8 protein-coding genes are annotated in these 19,481 nt (G+C 70.2%); 1 reads left to right on the top strand and 7 read right to left on the bottom strand.

From position 1 onward, the window contains the following. Window positions 1-11 precede the first annotated feature (11 nt). Window positions 12-5,525, top strand: a complete 5,514-nt coding sequence (locus EJI01_RS22245) for an alpha/beta fold hydrolase (protein ID WP_185879013.1) — start codon at window positions 12-14, stop codon at window positions 5,523-5,525. 904 nt (window positions 5,526-6,429) lie between these two features. Here EJI01_RS22245 and EJI01_RS29415 read toward each other — a convergent pair. The 7 genes from EJI01_RS29415 to EJI01_RS22210 form a co-directional block, all read right to left on the bottom strand. Next, entirely contained in the window at window positions 6,430-6,633 is a 204-nt protein-coding gene (locus EJI01_RS29415; protein WP_260602589.1) for a nucleotidyl transferase AbiEii/AbiGii toxin family protein, read from the bottom strand. 275 nt (window positions 6,634-6,908) lie between these two features. Beyond that, window positions 6,909-7,622, bottom strand: coding sequence for a DUF6088 family protein (locus EJI01_RS22235; protein WP_126839300.1), 714 nt, complete (start codon window positions 7,620-7,622; stop codon window positions 6,909-6,911). Window positions 7,623-7,925: 303 nt separating this feature from the next. Further along, window positions 7,926-11,357, bottom strand: coding sequence for a DUF6519 domain-containing protein (locus EJI01_RS22230; RefSeq protein WP_126839299.1), 3,432 nt, complete (start codon window positions 11,355-11,357; stop codon window positions 7,926-7,928). A 10-nt stretch (window positions 11,358-11,367) separates the two neighbouring features. Next, on the bottom strand, window positions 11,368-13,680 hold the full coding sequence (locus EJI01_RS22225; protein WP_126839298.1) for a hypothetical protein: 2,313 nt from the start codon (window positions 13,678-13,680) through the stop codon (window positions 11,368-11,370). After that, the gene (locus EJI01_RS22220) at window positions 13,677-16,640 is read right to left on the bottom strand and encodes a putative baseplate assembly protein (RefSeq protein ID WP_126839297.1); all 2,964 of its coding nucleotides are present in this window, start codon (window positions 16,638-16,640) and stop codon (window positions 13,677-13,679) included. The genes EJI01_RS22225 and EJI01_RS22220 overlap by 4 nt, the downstream gene beginning before the upstream one ends. After that, complete coding sequence (locus tag EJI01_RS22215) at window positions 16,637-19,117, bottom strand: putative baseplate assembly protein (RefSeq protein WP_126839296.1); 2,481 nt, start codon at window positions 19,115-19,117, stop codon at window positions 16,637-16,639. Before EJI01_RS22215 ends, EJI01_RS22220 begins: the two co-directional genes overlap by 4 nt. Next, window positions 19,114-19,479 (bottom strand): GPW/gp25 family protein, encoded by a 366-nt coding sequence (locus EJI01_RS22210; protein WP_093103721.1) that lies wholly within the window; start codon window positions 19,477-19,479, stop codon window positions 19,114-19,116. The genes EJI01_RS22215 and EJI01_RS22210 overlap by 4 nt, the downstream gene beginning before the upstream one ends. Window positions 19,480-19,481 lie beyond the last annotated feature (2 nt).

The raw sequence follows: 19,481 nt of genomic DNA, 5'->3' as shown, positions 1-19,481 counted from the left end.
AGGAGCAGACGATGAACAAGGACAACAAGGATCGCTGGCTCTCCGAGGGCGCCGAAGCGCTGGTGCAGGAGATCGAGGACGCGCCCGCCGACGCGCTGCACTGTGAGGTGCTCGTCGTGGGCAGTGGCTATGGCGGCGCGGTGACCGCGGCGCGCCTCGCAGGTGCGCGGCCCGAGGCCGGCGGCGACGCCGTGCGCGTCTACGTGCTGGAGCGAGGCAACGAATACCTGCCCGGCGAGTTCCCGGCGACCTTCGCAGAGCTGCCGGGCCACGTGCGATTCAGCCGGCAGGACGGCACGCCGCCGCGCGGCCGCGCCTGGGGCCTGTTCGACCTGCGCCTGGGTGGTGATGTGAATGCGCTGGTGGGCAACGGGCTCGGCGGCGGATCACTGATCAATGCGGCGGTGATGGAGCGGCCGACCGCGGATGCCTTCGATCGGTCGCGCTGGCCCGCTGGCATCGATCGCGAATCGCTGGACTGCCACTACGCCAAGGCCGAGGCAATGCTGGGCATCGCGCAGATTCCCAACGACGTGCCCAAGCTGGTGTCGCTGTTCGCGGCCGGCCGGCGCATCGGCGCCGAGGACTCGCGCAAGGCCTGGGCCGCAGTGGCATTCGAGGACGACGTCCGCAGCGCCGCCGGCGTTACGATGCGCGCCTGCCTGCAGTGCGGTGACTGCGTCAGCGGCTGCAACCACCGCGCCAAGCAGTCGCTCGACGTCAACTACCTGGCGCTCGCGCGAGCCAACCGCGCGCGCCTCTTCTGCGGCGCCACGGTGCACATCATTCGCATGCGCAGCGGCGGCGGCTACGCGGTGGAGTTCTTCTTCACGGATCCGGCCAAGGCACGCAGCGACCGTGCTCGGCCCTACGTGGTGCACGCGCGCAACGTCGTCCTTGCGGCCGGCACGCTCGGGTCGACCGAGATCCTGCTGCGTTCACGCGATGAGGGCCTGCCGCTGGCCGATGCTGCGCTGGGCGAGGGCTTCTCAGGCAACGGTGACCTGATCGCCGTGGCCTGCGGGCAAAAGCAGAAGGCTTGCTCGAGCGCGATGGAAGGCCAGCCGCCCAGGGAACGCAAGATCGGGCCGACCATCACGGGCCTGGTGCGCACGAAGCCGGAGGAGCTCGCGCGCCCTGTCGTGATCGAGGAGTTCGCGATCCCCGGGGCGCTGCGCCGCCTGTTGGCCGAGGTGGTGACGACCACCGATGCCCTCTACGGCCTGGTCGAAGAAGACACGAGCCGGCATCGGCCGGGCGAACGCTTCGACGATCCGCTTGCGGTGAGCGACGAGGTGCTGGAACGCACCCCGGTCTACGGGATGATGGGCGACGACGGTGCCGACGGCACGATCGCGCTGTGTCCCGGCGCGACGAAGTCCGATGCGCAGGTGCGCATCCGATGGGATGGTGTCTCTAAGCTGCCGGTGTTCGAGGCCCAGATGCGTGCGCTGCATGCGGCGCACGACGGCAAGGGCGGCCTGGGCGGCCGCGTCCTGCCGAACCCGATGTGGAAGCCCCTGCCGCCTTTCAAGGTGTTCGACGGCCTGCCGGTGCGGGGGCCGGTCACGACCGTGCATCCACTGGGCGGCTGCCGCATGGCGGACGACAAAGTCCGCGGGGTGGTCGATCCATGGGGCTGCGTCTACAGCGCTTCGGGCGACACCCGGACCCTCCTGCCCGGGCTTGCGGTGCTCGACGGCTCGATCGTGCCTGTGGCCCTGGGCATCAATCCCGCGCTCACCATCACGGCCCTCGCGGAGCGCGCCGTGCCGGTGCTGGCGCAGCGCTGGAAATTGCGGCTGCGCACCAGCGACGCGCAGCAGACCGAGCCACGACCGATGCGGCGCGACCTCACGCAGCCTCGCGCGCCGCGGCCGACGACGATCGCACTGCAGGAGCGCATGACGGGTCGCATCCATGTGGAGGGCGTGGCCTACGAGATGGGGGTGGTCGTCGAGTTCGCGGCGATCGATGCCCACGCGCTGCGTTGCCTGCCGCGCGCGATCGCGCAGCCCAAGGTAGTGCTGACTTTCCGCAGGACCGGCGAGTCCGAGACGCGTGCCACCTGCAGCGGCGAAGCCCAGGTGCTGGTGCGCGAGCAATCCACCTTCGCATCGCGCGTGCGGCGCAGCCTTGACCTCGCACAGCGCAGGCTGCAGCGCTTCTCGGCACCGGAGCCCGGCTACCTTCCCTGGCGCCAACTGGTGGCCCTGTGCTCGCACCTTGGCCAGGTGCGGCTCATCCGCTACGCATGGACGGTCGAGCAGGCCGACGAGAACGCGCCCGTGCAGGTTGGCGAGCATCTACAGCTGACCAAGCGCCTCGAATTCACCGAGTCCGGCAACCCCTGGCGACAGCTCAGCGAGGGCCGGCTCGACCGCATCGACGAATGCACGCGCGAGCTGGGCTGCCTGACGCTGGACCCGTCCTACTTCGTCGAGAAGCTGGTGCCGCTGCTGCAGGTCGAGCGCCAGCAGGACCAGCCCAACCAGCTCGGCGACCTGGCCGAGCTGGCGCTGTGGGTGCTGCGCGTGGTGCTGCGTATCCACCTGCTCAACTTCCTGCCGCCGGCCGACGACTTCAACAAGTCGCAGCAGCGCTTGCCGGGGACCGTCGCCTGCGTCGATCCGCAAGTCATCGACGTGCAGCCCGCCCTGCCCCGGCATCCTGGCCTTAAGAATGTGCCGCGCCGGCTGCTGTCGCGCTATCGGCGAGGCGATGCCAAAGCGCTCGCCCGGCCTGTGCTGCTCATCCACGGCTTTGGCGCCAGCGGCTCCACCTTCGCCCATCCGAGCATCTATCCGAACCTCGTAGGCACCCTGCTTGCAGCCGGGCGGGAGGTGTGGGTCCTGGACCTTCGAACCAGCATCGGCCTCGACCAGCGCGTCTACTGGTCCTTCGACGAGGTCGCGATGGGCGACATCCCGCAAGCGGTGGAGCAGCTGCTTGCGCTCAGTCAGCCGCCCGACGGAAAGCTCGATGTCGTCGCGCATTGCATCGGCGCCGCGATGTTCAGCGTGGCAGTGCTGCGCTCGCCCGAATTGCACCAGAAGATTGGCGCCCTGGTCCTGTCGCAGGTCGGGCCGCTGCTGCGCGCGAGCGCATTCAATCGCTTCCGCGCCTTCATCGCCAGCTATGTGCAGCAGTTCGTCGGCGCCTTGCAGTTCGACACCCGGCCGGCGGATTCGAGCACGCCAGCCTGGCTGCTGATCGATGCGGTGCTCGCCACCTTCCCCTACCCGGACGACGATGGCGAGGCGCAGCGGCTGAAGGCGCTGCCGGGATTCGCCGCCGTGCGCCACCGCGCCGACGCGATCTTCGGGCAGACGATGCGGCTGAAGAATATTGGCGACAACACGCTGCGCGCGCTTGACGCGATCTATGGCTGGGTGATGGTGCGCGGGCTGGCCCAGGTCGGACACTACGCACGCGTGCAGGTGCTCACGGATGCGGCCGGCGCGAACCAGGCGGTGGCCTTCGATGCGCTGGGCGAGCGGTTCGCGTTCCCGGTGCTATTACTGCACGGGCGACAGAACGCGGTCTTCGACTGGCGCGGCGCCTATGACACCTTCTGGCTGCTCAAGCAGGTGTTTCCGGACCAGAGCGGCGGCTTTCCCAAGGAGCCGCCACAGGAGCAGACCGGCGACATCGTGCTCGGGCAGGGCACGCCGCGGCAGCTCCACGTGCTCGCCGAGTACGGACACCAGGACATGCTGATCGGTCAGCACGCGCACCGCGATGTGTTCGCGCGCATCAATGCCTTCCTCGATGAGTTCGCCGAGCCCCCGCCGCCCGGCCTTCCGAAGGCGCCGACGCTGACCGCGCGGCTGCCCTGGATGGGGCCCTGGCTCGGTCGTGTCGACCGCGTCGGCACCGACACGCCCGCACGGCTTCGCTGCAGACTGGCCTTGCAGCCGCCGCCCGCGCACGTCTCGGCCTACGCGGTCGTCCATGTGCCAGCCAAGCGCCAGGACGACATGTGGCACTTCGACTTCCAGGGCATGGTAGTGCAATCGACCACGCGCGAAGCGCTGCTGGACGAAGCCCTGGTGGTGGAGCTGCGCGAAGACTGGCTGGCCACGTACCAAGGCTTCGCCATCCTGACGGTGCACGACGACCTGCCGGTTGTGCGCGAGGCACCGCCCCGGATCTTCGACACCAAGACGGTCGAGGGCCTGTTCGCGCTACCAGACCGCACCCCGCACGTGGATGTCCGCAAGGCCGTCGAGCAGTCGCTGGGCGGCGCCGACGCCGAGGCGCTCGACCTCACGGTGGTGCGCCTGGATCCAGCGTGGATCGATGCCGCCCTGGCACCGGCCGCGGCACCGCAGGCCTCATTGTGCTTTGCCATGGCCAGCTGCCAGTACCCGACGGGCCTGGTCGATCGCCTGCCAGCGCAGCGGACGTACCGGCGCCTGACCGAGCGCCTGAAGACGTCGCCCACAGCGCAGCGGCCGCAACTGCTGCTCCTGAGCGGCGACCAGGTGTACGTCGATCAGGTTGCGGGCCTGTTCGACCCTTCCGGCGCCGACGAGATAGGCCAGGCCTACAAGCTCAACTTCAGGCTCGACGCGCTGCGCCGGATCACGGCATCGCTGCCCACCTACCCCCTGCTCGACGACCATGAGGTGCAAGACAACTGGGAGCCCAGTGCCTTGTCTTCCGACATGGAAAGGAATGGCCTTCGCGCCTACGTCTCGAACCAGCACAAACTGGTCTGCGACAGGCCCCGGCCGCCGTTCGACTACACGATCGCCGCCGCGGGGTTTCCCTTCTACATGCTGGACACACGCAGCACTCGCCAGCGGCGCGCGTTGCGCGCCGCCCCCCATGCCACGCACCTGTCGGAGGCCTCCATCCATGCGACGCCCGACCTCTCGGACCTGCGCATGTGGCTGGAGCGCGCGCCGGCCGACGCGCCCAAGTTCATCGTCTCCCCGGTGGCGCTCTTTCCGTTTCCGCGTGCGGCGGTCTTCGGCCACGACGCCTTGCGTCTGGGGCTAGACGACTGGAGCGGCTACCCCCGATCGCAGTTCGAGCTGCTGGACTTGCTGCGCAACGGGCCGGCACGGCAGGTGGTCGTTCTGTCGGGCGACCGTCATATGTCGAGCGTCTCCAGTCTCTGGATCGAAGGGGACCAAGGGTGGGTCGAAGTGATCTCGATCGTATCGTCGGCACTGTACGCGCCCTGGCCCTTTGCCAATTCGCGCGCTGACGAATACTGGCTCAAAGGTCCGCTCGCATTGAAGCAGCGAGGGTGTGACATCCGTGCCGCGATGGTCACCGCCGCCCTCGGCACAAGCGACGGCTATGCCGTGGTGCGAGTGGCGCGCATCGACGACGGCGCCTGGACCCTCGACGTAACACTTGATCTCGAAGAGGGCGCATGGGAGTGCCGGCGCAGCATTGGCGTACCTGACAACACACACTGGGTGATCGAGGGGCCGCAGGGGCGGCGAATTCGTCAACCCGACGCTGCATCCATGACGCCCGTGTCGCTTGCCGCTCCCGCCGCGAAGTAGACCCCTGCCTGGCGAAGGCCACGGTGCTGGAAGATTGGTGCTGAGGGCTGCGTGAGCTCAATGATGGGGACGCTGCCCAAGCGGAGGCCGAACAGGTAGCAAGGCGCGTTCCGACTGCGCCGCCGAGTGCAAGCTGCGCCATGTGCGCCGCGTCCGCGCTCGCTCCTGGCGGGCGAAAACCTAGGGCGGTTGGGTTGCTGCGCCTCCAACGTTGCGCCGGCGCGTCCTGGCCGATCCGGATCGGCCGTGCGAGAGGAACGAGATCCTGCCTATTTTCGCTGACCGCCGCGACGGCTACCGTCAGGCCGCAAAGCGGTGAGGGCGCCATCACGCCTGACAACGGTGAAGCACGCTTCTCCCTCGGCCCCGGGCCGAACGCGGCGATGATGACCAGGTCGCCCAGCGAGGCCCGTCGCGCGGCGAACCGTTGCGCGAAATGATGCCGCTGCCGCGCTCGCCGCGTATCGCACCCTCGCCATCTGAGGTCAGGTGGTGTGACAAGAGGGGGCGAGCTCACTCGTAGGAGGGGGCGAGCTCACTCGTTCACCCGGCGTTCGAGCTTCTCAATGTTTGCAAGCACCGCATCGAGTGGCGGCACGTCGCCGAAGATCATTTCCCGCCATGGCCACATAGTCGGCGCTCAGCGCGTCGCGCATGGCGGGCGTGGTGTCAGCGTGAATTGGCCATGCGCAGCCGTCGTCAGGCCGAGGTCGGTACTGCCGAAAAAGAGTCGCGCATGTGTCGCGCAGTTCGCGGCGAGATCAAAATTGCCAAGCCACTGCGTTGCCCGTTCATTGCGCATGAGCTGGTGTGCGTCGTAGTAGTGGCGCGAAACCCCTTGACCGCCATGGCGCAGGACACCGCGCCGATCATGCCACTGTCGCAGACCGTGGAGGATGATGATCTAGTCCCAGAACGTGCGCTCAGCCTCGACGGTGATGACGTTTCCAACGCGAAGATCAAGATCAGGAAGATCAGCCGCGACATACGGCGTGACCGCAGCGGACGGATGCGGATCGAGGGCCGACTTCGCGCCCGCTTCGATCTTGACGGCGGACCGGATGTAGTCCTCAGTGCGTACCGTCGCCGCTGGGTACCAGAGCAGCAAGGTCTGTTCATCGGCATCGTCAGGTCGCGCTCCAGTTTCATGCGGCCTTTGCCAAGCGGGGGATGAGGTCGAAGGCCTTCGAGAGCGATGTCCCGCCCTTGAAGAGCAGGCGGGGACTTCCGGCCCCAAGACCGTTGAACAACGCGTCGAGCGTCCAGCACACCCAAAAGTCCTTCTCGACGTTCTGCACGGCGGTGCCGAGGCGCGCGGCGGTTTCTACGAAGAGCGCACCTCTGTCAGCATCGCTCGTGCAATCACTTCTTCATAGGCTGTGTTCATCGCGGCTCCGCCGGGGTGCGGGCGGGCGAGGGCTTGCGCCGTGAGGCGGCCCTTGCCGGATCAGGTGGATCAGTGTCTGGCATCGGGTCGAAGCCCGGGATAGTCCTCAGGAAGCTTTGCATCCACGCGGGCAAAACGCTGAAGCCTTGGGTCAAATCACTCCGGATGCTGTCGCCGTGTTTCGGATCGCTGAGAAGGCGCGCAAGCGTCTTTCTGATGCGGTCGCCGTCTCCGGGGAGCGTGTCCCTGAGCCAGTGCAACGCCTGGACGACCCGCATGGCCGGTCTGCCCGCCCAATAGAGGCGGCTCGGCGCAGTCGGCTTGAACTCGATGGTGAGTTGGTCGAGGTGGATGGAGCGGGGCTGCGTATCTGTGTCGATCGTGACGCGCGCCGGAACGGCATCGGTCAGCCCGAGGTCGTTGGCTGCTGTCATTCCATCGACGAGAATGCGGGCTTGGTCGCGCCGCGCGAGCGCATCGACCACTGCACGGTAGTCAGGTGAAGCGGGACGCTTGGTGAGACTGTTGAGGGCGGGGCGGTCATACAAGCCGCGGTCGAACCGGCGCAACGCGCCACGCGCGACCATGCGTTGCAGCGTCTTGTCGATGGCGGCGCGCGCTCCCAATGCGGCGAAGTCAGCGGGGACCCAGACATAGCCAGGCGCGGCGGCGTCGATCATGGCTGTGATGCGATCTACGGCGTCGGACATTTGAACCCTTTGTCCGAAACTTATGTACAAATTTCGGACAACTAGACCTATTGTCCTGGGACACCCACTACAGCTAGCGTCTTCGCTTCGTTCCGCCACTTATCTAGCGTCAACCTGGACGATCGGGGCGAACCACCTTGAATTGCAGACAGTTGGGTAGTCGGTAAGGTGCGGGGGTCTAGACGAAACTCGACGGGCTCGAGTGCGTTCTGCACTGTCCTCTGTGAGACCGGTTGTCAAACGTTCAAAAGACGGTGCGCAGCGCATCTGACGCTCCTTGAAAGGCGCGGCTGCGCGGCCCCGCTACGACACCGACTGCGGGATCGTGAACACCATGTTTGCCGCGCCGCGGAATTCGCCCTTCGTCACAAGGAACCACAGCGTCGCGTGGTCGCCGAACAGCTCGCCAACGTTGCCGCTCGCGGCGGCGCGGCGCGCGACCATCATGCCGTAGGTGCTGGCGCGCGTTTCGGCGGCGGTGAAGTGGTTGCCGGTGACGCTCATGAAGTTGCCGGCGCAAACCACCGTGTCGGCCGTGAAGGTGTTGCCCGTCAGCACCACGGTCTGGAACAGGCCCCGTGCCTGTCTGACGGTCAGCAGCTTGATGGTTTCCGCGCCTAGCGCCAGCCGCGTCACCAGGTTGTGCGCGAAGACCAGTTGGCCGGTGCCGGGTTGGACCTCAAAATCCCCGGGCTGCAGTGCGCGCAGCAGCGCTTCGCGCGGTACCTCGGGGTCGGGGATGCCGTAGAACGCCACGTCGCCCGCGAACTGGCATTGCGTGATTTCGCAGACGCTGGTGATCTCCTGGAACACGGCCGCGGCCCGTATCGCCGCCGGCAGCGTGCAGCCGCGCATGCGCAGCACGCGCGCGTTGCCCACGGCCAGCCAGGGCAGCTGGCTGTCGTTCCTGCCGGCCACGTGCACGCCATCGAGTTCGACCTGGGCGTTGTTGTTCAGCGCGACCAGCGCGCGGCCGCTCAGCGTCAGCTGCAGGTCGCGCAGTTCCAGCGCGGCCAAGCCGGCCAAGGCGATCGGGCCGGCAGCCGCGATCACCGCCGTAGGCCCGCAGCCGTGCAGCGATAGACGCCGCGCGGGTCGCGTGTTCGCCGCGTCCAGCTGCAGGCCGGCCTCCAGGCGGTGCTGGCCTGGCAGGAAGCAGATGCACAGCGAGGGGCGCGCAGCCAGAAGCTTCTCCAGCAGTTCGCTACTCAGTTCAGGGAAGTTGCCTCCCTCGCCGATAGTGATCTCGCAGCCGCCACCCCCATCGCTGGTGGTCGGTGTCGTGGCCGTGGCCGCGAACACCAGCACCTGCTCGGACACGGGGCTGCCGCCGCTGGTCAGCAGATGCGCGCGCACGCGCTGGTGTTGCGGCGTGCCCAACTGCCATGGGCATTCGGCCAGCCCCTGGGCGTCGCAGCTAGCGTCGAAGTCGTCGGCCGGCGGACTGCCCACGCTACCGGCGCCGACCTCCACGGTGAAGCGCACGCGCGCGCCGGGCACCGGCAGTGCGCCGCGCATCACGCGCACGCGCAGCGGCTCGGGCAACGCGCCGCCGGGGGTGGTGTCCTGGCCGTCGCCACCCACATAGAGGAGTTGCGTCATCCTGGTGAGCGCCGGGAACACGTCGCGGCAGTCGGTGATGGCCGTGATCAAGCCGTTGGCATCCACCGTCACCAGGCCCAGGCGGGCCCAGCCGTCGCGCACGCCGGCCGGCGGCTCGGCGACGGGTTCGCCGTCGCCGTCGCGCGGCCATTCCACGTCGGCCGTGACAGTGCGCGCCGGAATCTGCCAGTAGTCGCCCGGCCGGTAGCTGCCGCCGGGCGCAAAGCGGATCTGCACCCCGTCCTCCAGCGTGATCCAGTCGCCTTCCTCCACCGCCAGCGCGTTCTCGCCGACCGTGGCCGACGTGTGGTCCCAGCGCCGCAGTACCGGATGGCGCGCCGGATCCTGGCCCAGCGTGCCGGCGGGCACGCCGGCGAGCACCAGTTCCAGCGCATCGTTGCCATCGTGCAGGTACTCGAAGAGCTGGCCAGCGCGGCCCTGCAACTCGGCCTCGTCATCAACCAGTTCCACGCGGTCGTGCAGGGCCAGGTCCAGGTTGGCGTCGCGCCCGCGTGCGGCCAGACGCACCGTGGTGCGGTTGGCGGCGGTGTCGATGCTGACTTCCTGCACCGCGTAGGCGACCGAACCGTTCTCGCGCGACCACTTGAACCTGGCTGCGCCGGTCGTGTCCACGGCGTGGATTTCCACGCGGTAGAGCTGGTTCTCTAGCCGGCGGTAACCGGCGCTGGCGACGATCTCGCAGACGCCGGTCGCGGCCAGCTCGGGCTCGGCGCGCGCGGCCATGCGCGCGGCCGGCGGCGCGGTCAGAGCGCTCCAGGCGGCCACGTCGGCGCCGCAGTGCCAGGCGGCGTCGCTGGGCGCGGCCGGCAGGGCGAGCGCGCGCACCTGTACCACCTGCTGCGCGCGCGTGGCCGTGTCGGGCCCGCCCAGCGCCACCTCGCGGATGCCAGGGGCCTCCAGTGCGCTCACATGGCGTTGCCAGGCGCGCAGGTAGACGAGGTGCGTGCCAGCCACGAGCCGAAACGGCACGCCGCCATCGGGCTGGTTGGCCAGCGAGGCGGCCTGCTCCCATTCGCACAGCTGGCCCTGCGCGTAGTAGCGGCCCGCGCCGATGCGCAGGCTGGCCGCCGGTAGTGCCGCGGGCGCGCCGGCGCCGGTGGCGGCCACGCGCCAGGCCTGCCCGCCGCCGACCAGCCAGGGCGCCTCGGTGCCGGCCACTGCAAGCCCGGCCAGCGCCGGGCTTCCGGCCACAGGCTGCACGCTCCAGGTGTTGCCGCCGTTGGTCGTGGCCAGCAGCGTGCCGTCGTCACCTGCGATCCAGCCGTTGTTGGCGTCGCGAAAACGCACGGCGCGCAGCCTGGCGGTGCTGCCGCTGGTGGTGGCCGTCCAGGTGGCGCCGCCATCGTTGCTGCGCAGCACGGTGCCGCCATCGCCTACCGCCCAGGCCTGGCCGCCGGTCAGCGACACCGCGCGCAGCGTGGCGGTGCTGCCGCCATCCACGCGGCTCCAGGCCGCGCCGCCGTCGGTCGTACGCACGATGGCGCCGCCCGGCCCCACGGCCAGGCCGTCCTGCGCGCTGGCGAAGGCCACGGCGTACAGCCGGTCCACGCCGCCGGCGTGACGCGTCCAGTTGGCGCCGCCGTCCACGGTGCGCAGCACCAGGCCGCCATCGCCCACGGCCCAGGCGTGCTGGGCATCGAACACCGCCGCGCCGCGCAGCGTCTGCAGGCTGCCGGCGTTCTGCACGGTCCAACTGCTGCCCGCGTTGTTGGTGCGCAGCACGGTGCCGCCGTCGCCCACGGCCCAGCCGGTGTTGGCGGCGCGTGCGATGGCGCGCAGGTGCCGCGTGCTGCCGGTGCTGGCGAGGGTCCAGGCCGCACCACCGTTGGTGCTGACCAGCAGCGCGCCATCCTCGCCGGCGATCCAGACGCTGTCTGCGTCGGCCGCGTGCACCGCCAGCGCACCCATGCCGGCCGACAGCGCGAAGCCGGCGTTCTCGGCCGGCGCGCCGCTGACACCGATCACATCCTCGGCCAGCCGCTCGGCGCGGTGGCGCGTGATGTCGCCCTGCTCGTTGAAATCCGCATCGGTGATCACGCGGCCTTGCTGTATGCGCACGGCGGTGTAGTGCGCGCCGGGCTCGAAGGTCTCGCGCGAGAGATCGGCTTTCATGGTGTCCTCCTCAGTTGGCGTAGTGCACGCTGGCGGCCAGGCCCAGGCGCAGGTATTCGGCGAGCGCGTCGCGCAGATTGGCCTCGCGCTGCGGTTGCTGCAGGTGTTCGTAGGCGCCCATCTCGGCGCCGCTGGCCGCACCGGCGCGGATCTGCCCGGCGCAGCGCAGCTCCAGCTGGCCCAGTGCCGGGTCGCCATAGCGGCGCGAGACAAACAGCGGCCGCACCGTGGCCTCAACCTCGGCGCGCACGGCGTCCTTGTCGGCCGCCGTGGCGGTGGCGGGCAGGGCGGCAAGGCGGACTTCGGTCTCGAGTTGCGGCTGGCAGCGGTAGCGCCGCGGCACCTGCGAGGCCGGCGGCACGTAGCAAAAGCGCACGCAGCCGATCTGGCGCCGCTCGGCCAGCACCGGCGCGTCGAAGATGCAGTCGCTGGCATTGAGCGACAGCGCGTTGACGGCGCCGAAGAAGCTGGCGCGTTGCAGGTCCAGCGCGGCCTCGGGCGCGTCCAGCGCGGCCGTTGCCGCGCCGTCGGCGAGGCCGAGGCCGACGATGCTGTCGGCCACCTCAACGCCGCGCACCGGGCCGGCCAAGGCGACCGGCGCGCAAAGGCTTTGGAGCAGCCGCAATTGCAGGCGCGGGCTGTCGGCGCCGACCATCAGGTGCTGTGCGCCCAGCACCGTGTCGGGCAGCAACGTGCAATGCGCCAATTCCAGTTGCCCCAGGTGGCCGGAAGCCTGCAGCGGCCCCTGCAGCAGCAGGCCATGCAGGAACAGCGCGCCGGGGTTCGCGGCATCGGTATCGGCCGTGCCGCGCACCTGCAGCCGGCCTTCCCAATGCGCGCGCACCTGCCGGGCCTCGAAGCGGCCGGGCACGCGCTCCACGCTGCCGGGCGGTGCGCCGGGGATGGGCTGCAGCGGCCATTGGCCGGCCACCACCAGCAGTTGCGAGGCTTCTGGGATCTCGATCTCCAGCGCGACCGCGGTGTCGATCTCCGACAGGCTGTCCATCACCACGATGACGCCGGTGCGCCCGGCCGGCTGCGCGTTCCAGGCGTCGACGGCCTCGCGCAGCGTGGGGAACAAGATGCCGCTTCCGTCGTCGGGCAGCAGGTGCGACACGCCCACCTGCCAAACCTCGGGGTCGAAGAAGCCGCCAACGTCCTCGTCGGCCGTGCTGCCTTCGGCCGCGCGGTTCGCCGCGCGAAGGGCCGCGCTGCGCTCGTAGGGGCCACCGCCGATGTCGGCGACGCCGCCGTGGGCCGCATGCAGCCAGACGCGCTCCACCTCGAGCGCGGCGGGAAAGCCGATGCGGCCGCGCTGCAGGTCCAGTGCCAGCGCGCGTGGCGTGGGAATCGCCAGTTCCACGGTGTCGGGGATCTCGCAGATGCAGATGTCCTCGCGCGGCACCTCCACCGGCAAGGTCTCGCCGGCCAGTTGCACGAAGCAGCGCAGCACCGGATCGCGCTCGGTCATGAAGCGCGCCGCCGGTTCGGCCTGTCCTGCCCGCAACCGTTCCAGTTCGGCATGCAGTGCCAGTTCGCGCAGAGGCGCGCTGGCGTGTTCCTCGCGCGCGGCCTGCGTGATGGCACTGCCGCTGGTCTCGGTGCGCGGGCGGTTGAAGAGCGGCGCGTCCACGCCGGCCGGATGCATGTGCCAAAAGCCCTCGGCGTGGCGGCGCGCGCTGATGAAGTCGGCGCTCGTCATCTCCGCAGCGGCGCCAGGCGCGCCGAGGCCCAGGTGCTGCGAGCGCAGGCGCCACAGGTACAAGCCGACGTTCGGGATGTTGAAGCGCCCGCCGCGCGTGTCTGCGTTGCGCACCTCCAGCGTGTGGGCGAAGGGATCGAAGGCGCCGACCGAGGTTTGGGCCAACTCGGCCGCCGCGGCGTCGCGCACGCAGGCCGTGGCGGTGGGCCGCATGCGCACATGGTTCATGTGCTGGGTGGTGCCCAGGCGCTGGAAGAATTCCACGGCCGCAGCGGGCCAGCCGGTGACGTCGCGCGCCAGTTGCTCCAGCACCAGCGTCGTGCCCTTGCGCCGGCGGTAGGCGATGGTATTGGCGACCCAGGCGCGGGTGCTGACGCCCGCCGAGGGCACCGGCCGGATCGGCCGCGCGCCCAGCAGGTCGCCGATGTAGGGCACGGTCCATTCGTCGCAGGTCTCGATGAACCAGTTGTCATACAGCCGCGCGGTGTCGGCCTCCACCGCCTCGAGTTCGCTTTCGATCACGGCCAGCAGCGCGCGCAGCGGCGCGCCCTGCTCGCCATCGCGCAGGCGGTGGATGACCGGCAGCAGCTGGTAGAGCCGTTCGGGGGTGAGCAGACTCATAGCGTGGCCTCCACCAGTTCGAGTGCCGCGGGGTTCAGCAGCATCAGCTCGGCTGGCTTCATCGCCTTGGCCGTGCGGTCCCAGCGCCCGCCAAACGCCGGCACGACCTGCATGTCGGTGGCGCCCGCCGTGGCTTCGCCATACGGTTGCAGCACGTCAAGATCCACCGCCACCACGCCCGGCACTTGGTGCAGCAGTGCAAGCAGTTCGGCCGCCGTGACCGACTGCGCCAGGTCGCGCGCATCGAAGCCGAAGGCCCATTGCAGCTTCGTCCTGCAAGCCGCGTGCACGGTGTCGGCTTCGTAGCGCGAATCGATCGCGACACGCGCCGTGCAGCGGAAGTAACGCAGCACCGAGGCGCCCAGCACGAAGGGCTGCGACGGATCGGACAGGTCGGCGATGGCCTGGCGCAGGTTGTCCATGACCTCGGCGCCCGGTGCGCCGCCGGTGGCGCCAGCCACCGACAGCAGCACGCGCGAGCTGCCGTCGACCCAGGCCAGGTCGGCGCGCGCCTTGCCGATGCCGGGAAAGGCGCGCGCGAAGTCCTGGTAGTCCGACAGTGAGACCACGCGCTCGAAGGCCAGCAAGGTCAGCGGCGCGTTGCGGCGCGCATCGTGAAGTTGCTCGGGCCCCTGGGCGCCGCTGGCTGGCAGCGGGTTGCTCACGCCGCGCAGGCCCAGCGCCATGGCGCGCAGCATGGTCAGCGTACGCGCCGCGACTTCGCCGTCCGGACCGATGCCGCTGCGGTAGCGCGCCTGCACGTTCATCTGGCCGCTGGGCAGGCGCGCGCCGCTGCGGCCGTCGCCGAACAGGATCTCCATGCGCGCCTCGTTGTCGATGCGCGTGGCGTAGACATGCTCGTCACGTGCAGCGCTGTAGAGCGAAGGCTGCTCGGTCCACAGCAGGCCGTTGACGCGCAGTTCCAGCGTGCTCTTTACGCCGGTAGCCGAGGCCGCCGTCAGGTGCGTGGTCGGCGGTCTGCGAAGCGTGAAGCGCTGCAACGGTTCCTTCGCGTCGCCGTTGCCCAGCACCTCCTGCACGCTCTCGCCATGCGTGGCGCGAACCACGTTGGCGTGGATCTGGAGGTCCTCGCGCCGGTAGCTGTACGTCAGCGCCCGCTGCAGCACCAGCATGCTGCGGCCACCGCCATGCACCACCTCGTCGAGCAACGCGATTTCGGCCGCATCCACGCCGGGCAGGTCGTGCCGCGCGCCGACGAAGGCGAGCGGCTGGCCGTGCGCCAGGCCCAGCACCATAGTCGACAGCTCGATGCGCTTGCTGCCTGCTTCCACCGGCGACTCGATCGGCAGCTCGGCCATCGGCTGGCGCCGGCTGGCGACATGGGCCGTGGTGTCGCGAAACAGGAAGGCTTCAGAAGGCGCAGTGCTTCGGGGCTGGCCGCTGCCATCGGCCAAGCGAAGCGCCGTCGCGCGCGCCGACAGGCCATAGTCGGCGCGCGAGACTTCGCGGGCGTCGAACAGGGCATAGGCAGTGGCCTTCTCGCTGGGCGCGTCGAAGACCATCCAGCTGCCGGGCGCGAGCTTGGGTACCGGGCGCTCCAGCAGCGCATGGCAGGGCGGCAGCACCGTGCTGGCCAGGTTGCTGTTGCCCTGCGAGTCGGTCCAGATGTTGCGGCTTGCGCCCAGCGCGCCGCCGCCGGAGAGCGGGTCGCCGTCGTCCCAGCCGCTCGTGTAGACCGGCTCCTTGGTGTTGGCGGCGGGCAGCGAGCCCCACTTGGGCGCGTTGTGGCCGAAAAAGCCCAGCCGCTGCGAGAAGCTGAAGGTGCCGGCCTCCGGCGCCACCGGCTTGGACGGGGGCTTGACGCTGGCCGTGATCGCCTGCACCAACTGCAGGCTGCTCCAGCCCTGCATCGCGATCATGGCCTGCAGCTCGTTCTCCTTCCAGCTCTGGCTGGCAATGGTGCTGCCGAGCGCGCTGCTGGTGAAAGGCACGCTCTCGATCTGCGCCTGCGCGTAGCCGCCGAAGGAGAAGGACAGGATCGGCACCGCCCAGTGCAGCAGCGGCGGCGCTGCCGGCGTCACCGGGTCGGGCAGCGGCTCCAGTTCGATGCGCACGCGGCGCAGCGCGGGCTCGTCCTGCACCTCCAGCGCGCGCAGCACCAGGTGGCGCAACTGGCTGCCGTTCTTGCCGACGAAGAGCAGCAGCTCGCCGGCCTGGATGCCGCTGGCCTGGTCGGAGAGATAGACGCGCGCGACGTCGAGTGCATCGACCGTGGGCTCCACGGCCAGGCCGGGGTCCAGCCGGTACAGGCTGCCGCTGCTCAGGGCCGGGTGCAGGCCGGCGGTCTCGCTGGCCAGGCTGCCTTCGGGATAGAGCATGACCAGTCGCCGCGTGCCGGCCACGTCGAGCAAGGCCAGGTCCGCCGGGCGGCTCTGGCGCGGGCGCAGCGCATTCCATTCGGCGCGCGCGACGATCGTTTCGCTGGTCTCGAAGACCTGCGGCAGCTTGCCCTGCGGCGGCACGCTTTGCACCGGCGCGCCGGCCGCGATCGTGCAGACGCCCGGGGCCCCCGGTGCGTCTTCCACGGTGAAGACCAGGTGCACGCTGGCGGCCACGCCGGGCCGCAGTTCGTAGCCGACGGCGCGCGCCAGTTCGAGCACCGAGCGGCGTTCGGTGGCTGTGCGCAGGAAGCCCTCGTTGGCGATGCGCTCCTGGTAGAAGGTCAGCACATCGGCCACGCAGGCGGACGCGTCCACCAGCGCGATGGCCGCGTCGTCGGGCTCGCGGGTGCGCAGCGCGGCCAGCGGCCGCGGCGCACTTGCAGGCACGCCGGGCACATGCCACAGCGGCAGCCGAGCCAGCATGCGCTGATAGAAGCCGGGCTGGGTGTCGATGCGCCAAGACAGCGCGGACAGGCCGGGCGCGTTGTAGATCACGCCGGGCTCGGCCTGGCCCTCGCAGCAGTGGCAGCCGTCCAGCGGGGTGTCGTCGCTGCTCATTTCATTTCCTCCGCGGCATGCACCTCGAACCTGATGCGGCCGTGCTCGGGCGCGTTCGGGTCGTTGTCCAGCCGCGCGATCTCCAGCCGCGCCATCGCAATGCGGCCGGCGTCGATCTCGCCATGAGGTTGCCGGCCCAGGCGCTGGAAGCGCAGCGGCTCCACATGCGAGACCCCTTGCACCGCCATTGCCGCGGCGACCACGGCGCTCAGGTAGACCGGCTCACCGAAGCTGAAGCGGTCCGGGTGGAAGAAGCCGCCCGGGGTGGCGGCGAACACGCGCAGCAGCCGGCGCTGCACGTCGGCCGCGAAATAGCCCGGCCGGGTGCAGACGTGCAGCGCGATGTCCAGCGCTACGTAGGCCGGCGCGTCGATCTCGACGTCGTGCCCGGCAAGACGATAGCGGTCGATGAAGGCCGTGAGGCTGTCCTCGAAGGCCGGGTCCATGCCCTCGGCGCCGCGCCGGTCCACCGTGATGAACATGGTGTGCCAGCTTCCGGTCCAGCGCCGCGTGGCCACGGCGCGCTGCACGCGGGCGTCGCGCATCGCGACCTCGGCATAGTCCGGCGCCGTCACCGCGCGCTCCTGGCGCCGGAAGGCCTGCGGCGCGTCCATGCGCGCGCGCGCCAGCGTGACCGGGTCCACGCCGCCGGCGGCCGGCAGCGGATTGCGCACCCGCGTGATGCCATCGAAGTTGCACAGCACATGGGCGATCGCGTCGGCACCCACGTTGCCCGCGCTGCCGTTGCCCACGCGCACGCGCGCCGACAAGGCCTCGGCCGCGCCGGGGCGCAGGCCGTTCACGCCATCACCGAAGCGCAGCAGCACCTGGCCGTCAGCCTCGGCCTCGGCCACGAACTCGGCGGCAGCGGCGCCACTTTGCAGCAGGTCGCGCCGGGCACTCCAGCGGCGGCGGTCGCCGTCGCTCGTCACGAGCACCGCTTCGCGCGTGTCGGCCAGGTCGCGCCGCAGCGCAGCTGTGGCGCTCGCAGCCGGATCCACCAGCAGCGGCTGGCCGGACGCATCGCGCACCAGGGCTTGCCGCGTCCACGGCAGCAGCGTGGGCTGGGCCAGGCGAAAGCGCGGCACGCGGCCGCCGGGCACCGGCACCAGGGACTCGAAGCGCGGCGCGCTGAAGCCGTGGTCGGCCAACACGATGTTGGCGCAGGCGCCGGCCATGTCCTGCACCAGCACGCCGGCGATGACCTTGGACAGGCACAGGTCGAAGGGCAGCGCGTCCTCGGCCTGCCATTGCACTTCGACCAGCGACTGCTCGGTGACCCGGTCGCGCCGCGGCACGGGCGAAGGCGCGCGTCCGGGGCTGGCCTCGGGGTCCACGTGCGTGAGGCGGACCACGTGGCGCTGCTGGGCGTCGGCGTCCTGCGCGAGGCCGTTGGTGGTGCCGGCGCGCGCCTCCAGCAGCAGCAGGTCGCCCACGCGCAGACGCAGGCGGTTCGCCTCGTCGTCGCGCAAGAAGGCGTGCGTGGCGCCGCGTGGCAGGCAGCAGGCCTCATCGCTCCAGGTGTAGAAGCGCAAGTCGTTGTGCGCGCTGTAGAGCTGCAGGGGCGTCAGCAGTTCGAAGGGCTGCGCGCCGGCCGCGACCAGCGCCTGCGCGCTGTCGGGCGAGCCGAGCCGCGTGGGCGAACCGTGCGCGCGCGTCAGCAGCAGCGTGCCGTCCAGGCCGGTCGCGCCGTCGCAGGCGGTGAGCATTTGGCCGTCGGACGCGGCATCGATCTCGAAGGCCACCCAGGTGCGCGCGTTGCAGCCCTCGTGCACTGCGTAGTCTAAAAGCCGGGCATGCCGGCGCACCGACACGCGCTGGCGCGCCGTGCCCAGGTAGGCCTCGGTCGCGACTGCGTCCTGGAAGTAGGCGATCTCGTCGGCGCGGAAGGCCAGCGCCTCGGACAGCGTGACCATCAGATCGGCCGGGCTGCGTTCCTTCCAGTTCGGCATCAACACCGACAGCCGGTCCAGTACCAGCCGGCGGAAGCTCTGGTAGTCGCGCGCCAGATAGTCGATGTCGGGCGCGCGTTGCAGCAGCGGCGCACAGTCGTCCTCCACGCGGCAGTCGAAGTCGCTGGGGCAGTCGACCTTGAAGCCGAAGGCGATCTGCGCCAGGGCCGGGTCGATGCCTTCGGGCGGCGCCTCGGAGCCGGCCGAGGCCACCAGCCGCAGCTGGTAGCGCGAGAAGTCGCCGATGCTGTCCAGCTCCACGGTCAGCACGTCGCCACTGGCCGCCACGCCGATGGCGTGCGGGTCGCGCACGCGCACGCCGCCGCGGATCTCGACGTTGGCCGCGGTCAGCGGCGCGGCCGGCGCGAAGGCCAGGTCGTGCACGAAATGCAGCAGCAGCCGCGGCTGGCCGTGCACCACCTCCAGGTACTCGATGCCGTTGAAGGCCCGAGGTGGATCGGCCTGCGCGGCCTGGCGCACGGCGGCGATGCGGCCCGGGTTGCTGCAGAGGTATTGGCTCTTCATGTGATCTCCCGCCGGAACTGCGCCTGGCCGCTCTGCTGCGTTTCCAGCACCGTGTAGCGCACCGTCACCGAGAGGGTCGCGTCCTCGCTCTCGGCGCTGACCTCGTCGATGCGCATCAGGTGGCCCAGCCACTGCTGCAGCGAGCCGTGCACCAGCGCCTGCACCGTGGCCGCCAGCTCGGGGCTGTTGGGCGCGAACACCAGCTGCATCAGGCCGCAGCCGAAGTCGGGCCGGTTCACGCGTTCACCCGGCACGGTGAACAGCAGCTGCTCGATCAGGTCGCGCAGGTGTGCCTCGCGCGACACCGTCGCGCTGCGGCCGCGGCCGTCGATGCGGAAGGGGAATCCGATGTCGGTGTCCATGG

The sequence above is a fragment of the Variovorax sp. MHTC-1 genome, assembly GCF_003984645.1.
Lineage (GTDB): Bacteria > Pseudomonadota > Gammaproteobacteria > Burkholderiales > Burkholderiaceae_C > Variovorax.
This window is presented reverse-complemented; position numbering and strand designations above follow the sequence as displayed.